The sequence below is a fragment of the Geotalea sp. SG265 genome (assembly GCF_022808985.1).
GTDB lineage: Bacteria > Desulfobacterota > Desulfuromonadia > Geobacterales > Geobacteraceae > Geotalea.
Window position 1 is genome coordinate 20083 of record NZ_JAKZFT010000012.1, and the last position, 14026, is coordinate 34108.

The following is a 14026-nucleotide window of genomic DNA, read 5'->3' on the forward strand; positions in this document are numbered from 1 at the left end:
ACGACTACATTTGCGCCATCCGCCGGCCGAATTCCTCCACCTTTTCCCAGTCGGTGAACTCGATAACCGCCTTGGGGTCGGTCGGGCCTTTGGTCATCCACATGATCAGCATGATCATGAACCGGTCGAGGGGCTTATAGCTGGGATAGTCGATCTTGCCGGCAAAAACTGCCAGTTCACGCGGCCTCCAGGATATGCGCCGGAGGAACTTCTGCAGGTAGGGGTTCTGTTCGGGGTCACTTTTTTCCGGTTTTCGGGCCACCACATTAACGGAGAAAAAGGCGTTGGGCCTGCTCTCCAGGCTGGAGCGGTTTTTTTCGATGAAGCGGGTGATGAGCGGGCTGTGCTTGCCGTAGCGGATGCTCGCCCCGACGATGATCTTGTCGAAGGAGGCAGGATCTAAGGTATCCGCCTCCTGAACCTTAGCCACCGTTACCCGGTGCCCCTGCTGTTCCATGACCTGCTGGAGGCGTGCGGCTATCTTTGTTGTCTGGCCGTCAGTGGTGGCGTAAACGATGAGGATATTCGCCATGGGTAGTATCCTTTCACGGCTGGAGCAGCGACGCCAACGCCTGGCGCAGGGTCTCCAGATCAAAGGGTTTTCGGATGAAGTGCGTACCTTCCGCCAGCAACCCGTGCGCGCCGGTCATCTCCGAAGAATATCCGGACATATAGAGTACGGGAACGCCGGGGAGGTATACCTCGATATTTCTGATCATCTGTTTGCAGTGCATGCCGGGCATGATCACATCGGTCAGGATCAGATCAATGGTTCTGTTGCCGGCGGCGCAAAAGGTGACGGCCTCTTCCGTGCCAGCCATTTCAAAGACCTGGTATCCTTGCGTCTCAAGCATCGTTTTTACTACCCGCCGGACCGCTTCATCATCCTCCACAAGGAGAACGGTGCTCGATTTTTTCCTCGTGCTGGCGGTTTCGGGAACAGCCGTGCCGGTCTCCGGTCCCTTTTCCCAGCGGGGAAAGCAGATGGTGAAGGTGGTGCCGCACCCCGGTTCGCTGCTGACATCGATGAAGCCGCGGTTCTGGCTGACGATGCCGTAGATGGTGGCCAGCCCCAGGCCAGTGCCCTTGCCCGCCTCCTTTGTGGTGAAGAACGGCTCGAAGATGTGGGTGAGGATCTCGGCGGACATGCCGCAACCGGTGTCGCTGATTTCCAGTTGCACATACTTCCCCGGTGCCGCCTGGGAATGCTGGAGACTCAGGTGCCGATCGATTAGGACATTGCTGGTGGCGAAACGGAGCGTCCCCCCGCGGGGCATGGCATCGCGGGCATTGACCGACAGGTTCATGACGATCTGGTCCACCTGCGTCGGGTCCAGCCTTGCCGGCCACAAGTCGGGTGCCAGTGCGAGATCCAGGATGATGTCTTCGCCGATCAGGCACCCAAGGCTCTTGCAGCCGATTTCGATCAACTCGTTGAGGTTGACCGTGCGGGGAACTATGATCTCCTTGCGGGAGAAGGCCAGCAATTGCCGGGTTATCTCCCGTGCCTGTTGAGCTGCCTTCATGACCCGCTGGAGCGTTTCCTCGACCACCTCCCACTGGGGCCGCCGGTGCTGTAACAGTTCCAGGTGTCCCATGATGACCGTCAGCTTGTTGTTGAAATCGTGGGCGACCCCTCCTGCCAGCCGGCCGACCGCTTCCATCTTCTGGGCGTGCTGAAGCTGGGCTTCCAACATCTTCTGCTGCGATATGTCACGGATGACCTGGATATCACCCACCGGCAGTCCATCATCGCCGATAAGCTTCAGTGCCGACAGCTCTCCTTCGAACCTGCTGCCGTCTTTTTTGCGGCAGGCAACTTCCCGAACCAGCGGCTCTAGGGCAATAGCCACGCCGTTCACGGCCTCGTGGCCAACCGGCGCAGTCCCGGCAAAGAGCAGCCGGCTGTCTGCCCCCTTGAGGTCCTCCAGTTCATAGCCGAAAATGGTGCGCAGAGCGGGCTGGTTCGCGTCCAGGACCATTCCCTGCAGATCGGTGATGATCACCACGTCGCGAAGGCTGTTGAACAGGTTACGGTAGCGGCGCTCGCTCTCCCGGATCTGCACCAGTTTATCGTCCAGCTTTTCCCGGAGACGTGAGTTGTAGGTTACCAGGTAATCCTCTTCACCCAGGTTGGCTTGACCCGGTTGTAAGGCCTTGTTCTTGGCGTGGGCGACAACATCCATGATGATCTGGAGAAAGACCTGGGGGGCAGCAGGTTTGAGGATGAAGCGGTCGGCGCCGAGGCCGAGGGCAAAGGCTTCGTCTTCTTCCGAGGTGTAGGTGGCCGTGTAGAAAACGAAGGGAATGCGGCGCAGCGTGATGTCGGCCCGCACCGCGCGGCAGAACTGGAAGCCGTCCATTTTCGGCATGAGGATGTCGGAAACGATCAGACCGAAGGAATCCTGCTTCAGCAGCGCCAAGGCCTCCTCTCCATTGCCGGCCATGGCAACACTAAAGCCGTTTCCCGTCAGGATAGCCTGAAGCAGGTAGAGGTTTTCGGCATTGTCATCGACAATAAGCACTTTCATAGGTCCGCTCCCCACGTGTTATCTCGTGCGTCAAGCCCTCACAAAAAGGCGCCGATCTCGTCCTTGATCGTGCCCGGATCGATAGGCTTCTCGATATAGCCGTTGCATCCTGCCGCCAGAAGCCGTTCCCGATCCCCTGACATGGCAAATGAGGTAACGGCGATGATCGGCACGGCGGTAATGCCTTCTTCCCGGATCCTTTTGGTGGTTTCCAGGCCGTCGATCCCGGGAAGCTGAATATCCATCAGGATCAGGTCGGGACGTTCCGCCACCGCCAGGGCGACCCCCTCTTCACCGGTCTTGGCCTGGACCACCTGATGTCCCATGGTGCCGATGATGAACGAGATCAGGTACATGTTCTTTTCATTGTCTTCCACAATAAGGATCTTCTTCATGCCCGCTCCTCCCTCTGCAACGGCACGGATACCGCAAAGGTGCTGCCTCTGCCGAATTCACTTTCCACCTGGATGCCGCCCCCTAGGAGGATCATCAGCTTCCTTGAAATATAGAGTCCGAGCCCGGTCCCTTCGTGTTTCGGCAAGTCCGCAGAGGTGATCTGACTGAAGTACTGGAACAGTTTTGACATATCCTCCGCCTTGATTCCCGGCCCCGAGTCGCGGACTGCGACTACCGCGCTGTCTGCATCGGTGCCGATCGCGATTCGCACCTCGCCCTCATCGGTGAATTTCACTGCATTTCCCACCAGATTGACCAGGACCTGCCTGATTCTCCGCATATCGCTCTCGATCCTCAGCCGCTCAGACCCTTCGACGATGAGTTTGAGGGATTTTCGGTCGGCGGTAACCCGGAAACTTTCGACGATGTCCCTGGTCAATGCCGCCAGGTCGAACGGCTCTATGGTCAGGGTGATCTTGCCTGCTTCGATTTTGCTCAGGTCGATGATATCGGTGATCAGTTCCAGCAGGTGCTGGGAACTTCCCTTAACCATGCTGAGCTGCTTGCGCTGCTCGTCGTTCAGCGTCCCGGCAAGCCCCTGGAGCAGAATGCCAGTGAAGCCGATGATGGAATTGAGGGGGGTCCGCAATTCATGGCTCATGGAGGCGATGAACATGGATTTGAGCTGGTCGAGCTCCTTCAGCTTCTCGTTGACCCCCTCCAGTTCCAGGTTTTTCTGCTCCAGTTGGGCCGTCCGCTCCCGCACCTTGTTGTCGAGGGTTTCATTGACGTTACGCAGCTGGTCTTCCATCTGCTTCATCTCGGTTACATCGGAGATGACGGCAATCCGGGCGTCATACCCCCAGTACTCGATGTCGTGGGACCGGACCATGATGGTCATGATCGATCCGTCTGCCTTGCGGTGGTGCCATTCCCCCACGTAGGCCAGCCCCTTGAGCCCTGCCGCCATCGTGGCAATCTTCTCCTTTTCCTCGTCCGGATAGAGATCGGTGAGGAGGAAGGACAGGGCTGCCTCCCGACTATAGCCGTAGTGGTTAACGAAGGCATCGTTCACCGCCAGCATTTCCAGGGTTCCCCGCTGATAAATGAGCATGGGCGCCGGGTTGTGTTCGAATAGGTGGCGATAGCGCTGCTCGCTTTCGGTCAGATCATTGTTGATCTTCTCCAACTGCCGGGTGCGGGCCTTCACCTGGGATTTCAACAGGACCGCTCCCGCCAGGCTGGTGATTAACGCCACACCCAGGACCAGGCCGAGAACATCCAGCCATACCGGCAGCTTGAATTGCACCTCCTCAGTGGTCCAGCGCCCCATTGAGGCGTAGTAGGCCGATTTGGGGTCCTTTTTCAAGGCGGCAAGGTCGCGATCTATGGCATCCAGGAGCGGCTGGTTGAGCCCTTTGTGAGCGGCAAAAAAGAATGGGGCAGGATCGAACATGACTGGGGTATCTTCAAGGCCATACTTTCTGCCGTTCATCAAGCCGTAGAAGCGGTTGGTGACCCCCGCATCGGCCCTGCCGTCGGCGATCATCTGAAAGCCGGTTTTGTAGTCCGGCACAGGGATAAGGGTAATCTTCAACGCGAAATTGCTGGCAAGTCTCCTGAACGTCTCCAGCTGGATGGTCTGCTCCAGGGCAACGACCCGTTTGCCGTTCAGATCCAGAAAAGACTGAATGCCGCTCCCTTTTCTGGCATAGACCTGGGACCAACCGTTAAGGACCGGGATGCGGTGAAAGGAATAAACCTTTTCCCGTTCGGCCGTGTAAGCCACATCGGGCATCAGGTCGATCTCCCCCTTTTCCAGGCGACTCAACCCTTCTCCCCAGGTGCCGTGCACGTAGTGCAGTTCCCATCCTTCGGTTTTAGCGATATGTTCGATGATGTCGATGAAGATCCCGGCGGGCTTGCCCGATTCGGCAGTGAAGACCTTGGGGGCGTTTTCATAGACGCCGACGGTCACGGTCTGTGCTTCGGCTCTAGCTGGGGGGGAAAAAAGGAGTGGAAAGAACAGCGCCATGGCTGCCAGGAGAACATGCAGGCAACGGATACTGTCCCTCATCGTTAACATACCGTGTGCTCCCTTCCCAGCGGCACATTTGTCACGATAACCCGGTCGTGGTGCGGCATCGATATTCAGCAACAGGTATCCAGCAAGTATGTCAATTAATAGCATACATTAATAATTAATGCCATGTTTTACTGTGGTGGCAGATTGAGCGGGATAGGTTTGGACGATGAACAAAAAAGGCCGGTGGAGTTTCCACCGGCCCATGTTCAGAAAGGTTACAGGATCAATACTTGACCGGCCCCCAGACGAAGCGGCCGGAATGATCGATGTATCCCTTCTTGCCATCGATTTCCACCAGCGCCAGACCATTGATGAAGGCATCGGCGCTGTCGAAGGCAGGCTTGATGGCGAATTTGCCGTTCTTGCCCATATAGCCCCATTTGTCGTCAGACTTGACCCTCGCCAGCCCTTCGGTGAAATCTTCCACCTCCTTGTATTGGGTGGGGACGACCTTCCTTCCGGTGGTGTCGATAAAGCCCCATCGGCCGTCGATCTTTACCTTTGCCATCCCTTCCCGGAAATTCCCCGCATCTTCGAATTCAAGGGGAATCCTTACCTTGCCGCCATGGTCCACAAAGCCCCACTTTTTCTTGCTCCTCACCTTGGCCAACCCTTCGGAAAACTCGTCGTTGTCGTCATAGACAGGGGCAACCACCACCCTGCCGCTCCGATCCATGAAGCCCCACAGATCCTTCACCTGGATCCGGGTCAACCCCTCCTCGAAACCGCCGCGCACGTCATCGTAGCGGGGAGGGATAACCTCTTTGCCCTGGCGGTTGATGAAGCCGATTTTGCCGTCCCGCTTGATTTCGTAAAGGGCTGTTCCTCCCTGCTTCTTCTGCTGTCCGCCAGAGGCCGGCAGCGTCAGGCAAAGCATGAGACAGGCAAGAGAAAAGATCAGGCTTTTCATGGGTGGACCTCCTGGGTGAATTGAATTAGTGTTATTCCCTTTTTATTTCGTGTCCCCGATAACGTCACAAAGGGCACTGGCGAAGCGTAGGAAGATAGTGTGCTGCTGATCAGCAGCTTTCCTGAGCCGTATTTTCTTTGCAAAGTCCTCGTTGACTGTACTTCCGCCATACGTTAGTATATGGTTTATGATTGCCTCGTTCCATGACAGCGAAACGCAAAAGATTTGGGATGGCCATTTTTCCCGTCGGCTACCAAACCAGATTCAGGCAGTGGCACGGCGGAAGCTACGTATGTTAAACAACGCCCGCCGAATTGACGATCTCCGTATCCCTCCACAGAATAGGCTGGAGAAGCTCTCTGGAGACCGTGACGGACAATGGAGCATAAGAATCAATGACCAGTGGCGGATTTGCTTTATGTGGAACGAAGGGACCGCCAGCCGTGTCGAAATTTGCGACTATCAATTGAGGTGACGCCATGAACAAGCTTCCAAATATTCACCCTGGAGAGGTCCTTCGGGAAGAATTCCTGATTCCGTTAGGGATAAGCCAGTATCGCTTGGCCAAAGAAATTGGAGTGCCGGAGCCAAGGATCTCCGCAATTTGTAATGGCAAGCGGGCCATCACTGCCGATACTGCCGTCCGACTTGCGCGCTTCTTTGGCACCAGTGCTGGTTTCTGGCTCGGTCTTCAGGCCGATTACGATACTGAGGAAATTGAAAATTCCGAGTCGGAAAGCCTTTCCTCCATTCACCAATGGAACGCTAATTCTCCTGCGTAAACTTTGCTAACGGTTCGAGGATGACCGGCGCGGCCTTATCGCGACCGATCTAGTCGTGTGTTGGGCATTATCTTGGCGTGATCGAAACTTTTTTAAAGGTGCTACCACCTTTTTTGGAAAAGCTGATGTACCCTATTGTGTTGTCATCTATCCAATATGGTGCAAAAGCATTACGATCACGACTCACTGTTGTAATTTTATATCGAAGAAAGTTTTCAATGGTTAGGACCTCAATTCCGTCAGTATCATTAAATACAATCTTCCTGAGTCGCGGGTGTGCTGCAAAATGAGATTCTCCTGCTGCCCCAATTTCTGTAATTTTCTTCTTTTTGCCAGTACGCAAATTGAATACTTCAATTACAGCACTTGCTTCAGCTTCTCCATCGGGCTGGTAAGCGACAAAGATCTCTTCTTTATCAAGCCAGCCATACCCATAAAAGGGGGATTTTGTTCTAAAAATTTCTTTGTATTTACCGTTGAAGCTGGCGAACAAGATTCTTCCCTGAACTACCGTTAGGATGTCCGCATGTGATTCTCTGGTCGCAGCTAAACAAACAAGAGTCACGAAAGTTAGCAGAATGAATTTTCCCACCGATAGCTTCTTCATTTTCTTCCCTTTGATTGCCCAACGGGGTGACAGAACAGCGGCGGTTTTTTAGGCCGCTGCTTCTGGCTGGTTATACCTTCGGGTGTAGCCTCACTTCTCTAATAAAGGGGGATAAGATGAAATGCAAATGCCATTCATGCGTAAATTACATGACTAGAGAAGAAGCCAATGAGTTGGTAATGCAGATGCAAACAGCTACTCAGCGTTGTTCTGCTCAGATTTCTTCGGCACGAGCCTTAGTAGAGGCTTCGACTCAGCTTTTATCCCAGTTAACGCGCGCAAGTGATCGTCATAAGCCTCAGAGTAGATGCCAACCGATTTTTTCATCTCTAGTAAATTTGCCAATTCTTCAACTACTTTGGCGTGTACTGAGGGGTTTGTTTCGGCAAGAGCCGAAAACAACCTAAGTTGCACAACCTCAAGTGCTCCGACCTTTTCAATGAGAGTTGCTATATGGTCGCTTTGAAATGTTAATTGATTGCTAAGTGCCTGTATTGACTCTAAAATGTTCAGAATTGGGTTGTCTGCCATTTGCTTTCTCCCTTTTGGGCAATTCCGCTCACTCGGAGCAGTTTTAGGTTCTTTTATTTTTCTTGGTATAACTAATTATTGACCAGTTTCCGTATACAAGTCATTGCCTATATAGTTAAGGTGCCAGGTTACCTATACTGGTAATATTCGCTCAGCGATATAGTTCTGCAAGCCTCTCGACTAGGGGGGTCCCGCGAATCAGGCCATAGCGCACGTACCACAGCTTTCTCTCTGCATCCCATCTCGCCCGCATGGCGCGCAGTTGCTGTCGCAGTTCCGTCTCGTCATAGGCGACATGCACCGGCACCAGGTCATCGTCCTTGAACCGGGGAGCCTGCAATGGTTTCTCGTCCACGATGATCTCAACCGTCTTCAGCTTAACGCCGCGCGTCTCATCGAAGCGATACCGCACGCAGACAAGCTTGTCGCCATATTGCTCGACCAGCCTTTTCGTGCCGTCCTGCCCAGGTTTCAGATGGGCATAGGCCTTCATCTCTCTCAACATGGACCCTCCATAACCCTGCCAGACAACGATCCGTGAAATCCTTCTACCATGTTGGATAACTATTTCCTATTAAAATTTATACAGTGACAGCTGGTATCTTGAGATGCCCATTTATCGTGCGGTCGTATTCATTGGATAGACAGAGGCAGTGGCATTGACATCCTTTCGTTTGCCGCCAGACTTTAATTGAATCATAGCGGCAGAGGAGGTCTGCGATGCGTCTATGTCTTTTGCTGGTGTTGGTGATGTTCATTTCCGGATGTGCCGGGGTCTTCAGCGATGAATCCTTGAACAGGGTGGAATGGGATGTGCCTTTTGCCGTGCTGCGCGTGCAGCCGGAGCAGTATCAGGGGCGCTATTTTCTGCTGGGCGGGGCGATTGTGGCGGTGCGGAACGATGAGCAGGGGAGTGAGCTGGAGGTGGCGCAGCTTTCGACCGACGACGATGGCCACATCAAGGACAATCCCACCTCGGGAGGGCGTTTCCTTGCCAGGAGCGGGGATTTCCTCGATCCCGCCATCTTTCGGCGGGGGATGCTGGTGAGCGTGGTGGGGCCGGTGGCGGGGAAGGAGGTCAGGGAACTTGCCGGGCGGGATTATCCCTATCCGGTATTGGCGATCCGGGAAATCCACCTCTGGCGGCCGGAGGAACGATACGGGGAACCGCGCTTTCATTTTGGCTTCGGCATCGGTACCTTCATCCATTAGCAGGTTGTTGAAAAACTGTTGCGGGTCCGATCTGCTGCGTTATCACTCGCTAAAAACCTCAGCGTACAGTGGGTACGCTTCGGCTTTTCGCTCGCTTAAGCCTTGCATCTCGGCCTCTTTAGGCCCTGTGGGTCCTCTCGACGTTTTTCAATAATCCGTTGGGATGATGGCCTTTTTTATCTGCTGCAGCAGGTCGTAGGTGATTCCCCAGAGCTGCCGCTCCTGGGGGCCGGGGATAGAGACTGCCGGATAGCTCCTCATGCGCCCTTTGAAGAGGAACCTGATCCGGGCGCGGCCGGCCGGGTTATCCAGGTCCCGGAGGGGAAACCAGAAGGCCTCGGCCACCTCTAGGGGGTCGGGGTGCAGTACCGGCTCATCCCGAAGTGCGTAAACGAAACAGGATACGACGATGTTCAAGCCCTTCGGGGCGAGGTCCTTGAGGCGACCCAGGTAGCGGGCGTCGGACAGATCAAGGCCGAGCTCTTCACGGGTCTCACGCTCGGCGGTATCCATGGGGCCGTTGTCGGCGCTTTCCGTTCTCCCCCCTGGCAGGCCGATCTGCCCCGACCAGAAGTCCTTTTCGTTGAGCGACCGCTGGATGAGCAGGACGCTCAGGCCGTCGAGTCGCTCGCGCAGGATCATGGCCACTGCTGCATGGGCGCGGTCGTCGGGCTTTACGGTCCGGGGACGATGACGGCCGAGCACGTGCTGAATCTGTTGGAACGGGTCCATGCCGTCTGCCCCCAGCCCGTGGTGGCGCTCCGGTCGTGATGAAATGGCCTGTATTTTCATTTTATAACTCTTTGCTTTCATGGCTATGTCCAAAAAAGGCCGGACCGGCATTGTGCCCGGTCCGGCCTCGTCATGCCGCATGTATTATTGCCCTACTTGGCGCAGCTCCCGTCGCAGAAGGGGGCGTTAGCGGTCTTGCCGCAGTTGCAGAGGTATACCTGCTGCTTCTCCTTGACTTCGAAGGACTTGGGGGCGCAGTCGGTTCCCTGGTGGGCGCCGTCACAGAAGGGTGTGGCGGCTTTCCCGCAGGTGCAGCGGTAGTAGGTCCCTGGTTCCAGTTCCAGTACGATGGGTCCTTTTGCTTGGGTCATAATTGCTTCTCTCCTTTTTCTCTAATTACTTCTTGATCATTTCAATTTCGAGGATGATGGCCACTTCTTCACCGACGGCTACCCCACCGGTCTCAAGGGCTGCATTATAGACCAGGCCGAAGTCCTTGCGGTTGATGGTGGTGGTAGCAGTGGTGCCGCGACGGAGGTTGCCCCAGGGATCTTTGCTCTCTTTGGTGAGGGGCTCGACGGTGAGCACGACAGGTCGGGTAACGCCGTGGAGGGTCAGGTTGCCGGTAACTTTAAGGTATTTCCCAGCTTTGGCCACTTTTTTGGAAACGAAGGTCATGGTCGGATACTTGGCAACATCGAAGAAATCGGCGCTGCGCAGGTGTTCGTCACGCTTGGCGACATTGGTGTTGACGGATGCGGTTTCGATGGTGACGTCAACCTTGGACTTGGTGATGTCCTTGTCGTTCAGCTCAAGGACGCCAGCTACCTTCTCAAAGCTCCCTTTGACGTTGGAAACCATCAGGTGGCGGACTTTGAACCCCACGTTGGAATGGTCGGCATCGATCTTCCAGCTGGAAGCCGATGCCATTGCCGGCAGGGACAGGGCGATGATTGCTGCGATGGATGTGATAATGCGTTTCATGGTTGTTTCTCCTTTTGGTGTTGTGTTGATGGTAAATGGTTTAATATTGAACTTATTACCTAAAAAATTTTTCCTGCTTATTTCTTTATGGGTACTGTCGGTGCGTTCCTCCTTCGTATCAATTTTCGGGGTGATACCAACGATGATTTAAAATCATATCGTTTGAACTTAAACTATATCTTTCTGAAACTGCTGTCAACGATTTTTTTTTGCCCGTGAAAAAACTCCTCGGTAGGGGGTTTCTGGAGAAAGAAAAGCAGTCGGGACGACGTCCGTTCGCTCTGTCACCGCAGCTGCGGACCTTGCGGTGCCGCCCTCGTAGTGCGTTCGTGGTGCCAAAACGGGCATCCTTTCCTTCGTTCAACGTACGGCGGGCGTCCGCTCGCCGCTGTGGCTCGTCACTCACTCCCGACGCCCCGACTGCTTTTCCTGGAAATGACCAAGAACAAAAAAATCGCCAACGGCTATACCAGGTCAGGGAGCCGCGGCAGTATTCCTGATGAAGGCGGTGACATCGCTACTAAGCCTGGAGAGGGCGGCGACATCCAGGTACATCATGTGGCCTCCCCGATAGCGGCGGGTGGTGAGGTTTTTGCGCAGTTCGGGAGTGAGTCCCAGGTGGTTCAGGGTGTATTCGGTGGAAAAATGGGGGGTGGCCAGGTCGAAGCAGCCCATGGCGACGAAGAGCTTCATGTGGGGGTTCTTGGTCATGGCTTCCCGCAGGTCGCTACTCGTGTCTGCGTAGGCGTTTTTCGCTTCCCAGTCCCACTTGCCGATCCCTCCCCCCAGGATGTAATACTCCTGGTCCGCTCGAAAGCCGAGCTCTTTACGGATGTAGTCGTTGAAAAGGGAGGTGTAGGGGGGGCGGATCGAGGCGACGGTGGGGTCGAAGCCGTGGGGGGAGGAAGGATCGGTATTGGCGGCGGTGAAGCGGCTGTCCATGGTGCCAGTCACCTGCTGCCGGTCGCGGAGAAGTTCCCGGACAAAGGTTCTGCTGTCGATGCGCAGGTTGAGGCTGTCGATGAAGGAAGGGCTCAGGCCGGTGAAGCGGGCAAGGCGGTCGGCGACCTCCGTTCGCTCCTTGGCTGGTAAATCGTCCCCCTTGGCCAGGGCGGTGAAATAGGCGCTTCCCGCCCAGGTTTCCGCCTCTTCCAGGAGAGCATCCAGCTCGGCGGCGGGGGCTGCCCCTTTCTTGTGGTACCAGGCGGTGGCGGCGTAGCTGGGTAGGTAGAGGGCATAGGGGAGATCGTTGCCCGGATCAAAGGAGACGGTCTGCATGTTCATGATGGCGGAAATGAGGATGGTGCCGTTCAGGGCAATGCCGTGCTCCAGGAGATAATTGGCGAGACCGGCGGCGCGGAAGGCGCCGTAGCTTTCCCCCACCAGGAACAGGGGGGAATCCCAGCGGTCGTAGCGCCCCAGGTAGAGGCGGATGAACTTGCCGACCCCCTCGATGTCCCCCTGGACGGAGGTGAATTTTTTGGCAAAATCGGGCTTGGTGGCCCGGCTGTACCCGGTACCGACCGGGTCGATGAAGACCAGATCGGCTTGGTCGAGCCAGGTATGCTCATTATCGGCGAGCCGGTAGGGGGGTGGGGGCATGGTGCCGTCCGGTCGCATCTGTACCCGTTTTGGGCCGGCGATGCCCAGGTGCAGCCAGACCGAGGCTGATCCGGGGCCGCCGTTGAAGATGAAGAGGAGCGGCCGGCGGATATCCGGCTGTTTCCTTTCGAGGGTATAGGCAATGAAAAAGATCCGGGCTTCGGTTTCACCGCTGTCGCCGGTCACCGGCAGATAGCCGGCGGTGGTGGTGTAGGCCAGCTCCTTTTTTCCGAGGGTGATCCGATGGCTGCTGACCACCGGTTTTTCCTCGACCGATTTCATCTCCTTCGGAGAGGCTTCCGTCGGAGAAGCCTCCTGATGCGCCCCTGCCGGACAGGGGGCGGCCGCAAGCATGGCAGCCATGAGGATAACGGAAAGGAACACGACCCACCTCCTCTGGGAAATGCTTAAGTTTAGCCTATTCATCCCTCCCGTGCGAACAAAAAACACCCTTCCTGTCTATTTTCTATGGATACCTGCTACCGCTCCCCCATTGATTCGGTCAGGGTCTTGCGCAGCGGCTTCAGAAGGTAATCCAGCACAGTCCGCTCACCAGTGCGGATATCCACCTGGGCGGTCATGCCGGGGAGGATATCCAGGCTCCTGCCTGTGGCGGTTCTGACCGGCTTGGCGTTCGTGGCCACATGGACCCGGTAGTAGGTTAGTTCTCCTGCCTTTCCCTCCTCCTTGATGGTGTCGGCGCTCACATAGGCAACCGTTCCGGCAACTGAACCGTAAATGGTGTAGTCGAAGGCATCGAAGCGGATCGTTGCCTTCAGTCCCGGTTTCACCAGGGCGATATCCGCCGGCCGGATTTTCGTCTCGACGATGAGCACATCGTCCAGGGGGACGATCTGCAGCAGTTCCTCGCCGGCGCGGAGCACTCCCCCCTGGGTGGTGATGCGCACATTCTTGACGATTCCCGCGACCGGCGACCGCATGACGCTGTCCGCCAGCTGCTGGGCGCGGGGAGTCCGTATCTGCTCGTTTTGGCCGATGTCATCCTCGGTCTTGGCCAGCTCGGCCCTGGCATCCTGGTAATACTTGTTCTTCCTGTTGATGAGCAGGGCTTCGGCATCGTTTAAGGCGCGCTCCGCCTTGATGACCTCGGCGCGGCTGACGTCGCCGGTCTTGGCCAGTTCCGCCACCAGCCGTGCATCCTCCCGGGCGAGGCTGACGGCAACCCCGAGGGTGCGCAGTTCCTCATCCAGGCTGTGGCGCTTCTGGGTGAAAAGGGCGTTCTGCACCGCCAGCAGCTCGGGGAAATGCCTCAGTCTGGTGGGAAATCGGATCGCCGGCGCTCCGGTTACCTCTGCCTGCAGCCGTGCCGCCTGGCCGTAGAGCGCGGCAAGCCGCGAATCGAGCTCCATGACCTGGGCGGCGAAGCGGGTCTGATCCAGCACGGCGAGCACCTGTCCAGCCTTCACCGGGTCTCCCTCCCGTACCCGCAGCGATTTGAGCACCCCTCCATCCACCGCCTGGATGACCTGGACCCTGCTGGTGGCGATGACGGTGCCTGCTCCCCGTGCCGTCTGGTCGATGCGGTAGCGGGACGCCCAGAAGCCTGTCGCGACTAGGGCGGCGATCAGGACCCACAGGATCAGGGAATGGCTGCCGAGAGCAGGCCTGCGCACGGAGTCGATTTTAGTCATG

Annotated in this window: 16 protein-coding genes; 3 read left to right on the plus strand and 13 right to left on the minus strand. The window is 56.3% G+C overall.

Annotated features, from left to right (window positions below):
* Positions 1-4: 4 nt before the first annotated feature.
* From hemG to ML541_RS13705, 5 genes are all read right to left on the minus strand, one after another.
* A complete protein-coding gene (gene hemG / locus ML541_RS13685; RefSeq protein ID WP_243373667.1) occupies positions 5-532 on the minus strand; it encodes a menaquinone-dependent protoporphyrinogen IX dehydrogenase in 528 nt (175 codons plus the stop codon).
* A gap of 13 nt (positions 533-545) precedes the next feature.
* A complete protein-coding gene (locus ML541_RS13690) occupies positions 546-2531 on the minus strand; it encodes a response regulator (protein WP_243373669.1) in 1986 nt (661 codons plus the stop codon).
* 38 nt (positions 2532-2569) lie between these two features.
* Positions 2570-2926: a response regulator gene (locus tag ML541_RS13695; RefSeq protein ID WP_243373671.1), complete on the minus strand. Its 357-nt coding sequence runs from the start codon at positions 2924-2926 to the stop codon at positions 2570-2572.
* Positions 2923-5013, minus strand: coding sequence for a transporter substrate-binding domain-containing protein (locus tag ML541_RS13700; RefSeq protein ID WP_243373673.1), 2091 nt, complete (start codon positions 5011-5013; stop codon positions 2923-2925). The genes ML541_RS13695 and ML541_RS13700 overlap by 4 nt, the downstream gene beginning before the upstream one ends.
* 223 nt (positions 5014-5236) lie before the next feature.
* Positions 5237-5923, minus strand: a complete 687-nt coding sequence (locus ML541_RS13705) for a WG repeat-containing protein (RefSeq protein WP_243373675.1) — start codon at positions 5921-5923, stop codon at positions 5237-5239.
* A gap of 187 nt (positions 5924-6110) precedes the next feature.
* Here ML541_RS13705 and ML541_RS13710 point away from each other — a divergent pair, with 187 nt between their 5' ends.
* Positions 6111-6398, plus strand: a complete 288-nt coding sequence (locus ML541_RS13710) for a type II toxin-antitoxin system RelE/ParE family toxin (protein ID WP_243373677.1) — start codon at positions 6111-6113, stop codon at positions 6396-6398.
* A 4-nt stretch (positions 6399-6402) separates the two neighbouring features.
* Positions 6403-6705, plus strand: coding sequence for a HigA family addiction module antitoxin (locus tag ML541_RS13715; RefSeq protein ID WP_243373679.1), 303 nt, complete (start codon positions 6403-6405; stop codon positions 6703-6705).
* A 67-nt stretch (positions 6706-6772) separates the two neighbouring features.
* Here ML541_RS13715 and ML541_RS13720 read toward each other — a convergent pair whose 3' ends face one another.
* The 3 genes from ML541_RS13720 to ML541_RS13730 form a co-directional block, all read right to left on the minus strand.
* A complete protein-coding gene (locus ML541_RS13720) occupies positions 6773-7312 on the minus strand; it encodes a hypothetical protein (RefSeq protein ID WP_243373681.1) in 540 nt (179 codons plus the stop codon).
* Between the two features lie 195 nt (positions 7313-7507).
* Positions 7508-7843: a hypothetical protein gene (locus tag ML541_RS13725; RefSeq protein WP_243373682.1), complete on the minus strand. Its 336-nt coding sequence runs from the start codon at positions 7841-7843 to the stop codon at positions 7508-7510.
* 151 nt (positions 7844-7994) lie between these two features.
* Entirely contained in the window at positions 7995-8348 is a 354-nt protein-coding gene (locus ML541_RS13730; protein WP_243373683.1) for a hypothetical protein, read from the minus strand.
* Between the two features lie 215 nt (positions 8349-8563).
* Here ML541_RS13730 and ML541_RS13735 point away from each other — a divergent pair, with 215 nt between their 5' ends.
* Complete coding sequence (locus ML541_RS13735; RefSeq protein ID WP_243373684.1) at positions 8564-9055, plus strand: Slp family lipoprotein; 492 nt, start codon at positions 8564-8566, stop codon at positions 9053-9055.
* Positions 9056-9202: 147 nt separating this feature from the next.
* Here the strand turns inward: ML541_RS13735 and ML541_RS13740 are convergent, their stop codons facing one another.
* The 5 genes from ML541_RS13740 to ML541_RS13760 all read right to left on the minus strand — a co-directional run bounded on the left by ML541_RS13740 (position 9203) and on the right by ML541_RS13760 (position 14025).
* Complete coding sequence (locus ML541_RS13740; RefSeq protein ID WP_243373685.1) at positions 9203-9847, minus strand: CoA pyrophosphatase; 645 nt, start codon at positions 9845-9847, stop codon at positions 9203-9205.
* 92 nt (positions 9848-9939) lie between these two features.
* A complete protein-coding gene (locus ML541_RS13745) occupies positions 9940-10158 on the minus strand; it encodes a CDGSH iron-sulfur domain-containing protein (RefSeq protein WP_243373686.1) in 219 nt (72 codons plus the stop codon).
* Positions 10159-10183: 25 nt separating this feature from the next.
* Positions 10184-10771 carry a YceI family protein gene (locus ML541_RS13750; RefSeq protein WP_243373687.1) on the minus strand — a complete coding sequence of 196 codons (588 nt, stop codon included), beginning with the start codon at positions 10769-10771 and terminating at the stop codon, positions 10184-10186.
* A 474-nt stretch (positions 10772-11245) separates the two neighbouring features.
* Positions 11246-12757 carry a peptidase S10 gene (locus tag ML541_RS13755; protein WP_243373688.1) on the minus strand — a complete coding sequence of 504 codons (1512 nt, stop codon included), beginning with the start codon at positions 12755-12757 and terminating at the stop codon, positions 11246-11248.
* A gap of 95 nt (positions 12758-12852) precedes the next feature.
* Entirely contained in the window at positions 12853-14025 is a 1173-nt protein-coding gene (locus ML541_RS13760; protein ID WP_243373689.1) for an HlyD family type I secretion periplasmic adaptor subunit, read from the minus strand.
* Position 14026: the final 1 nt, after the last annotated feature.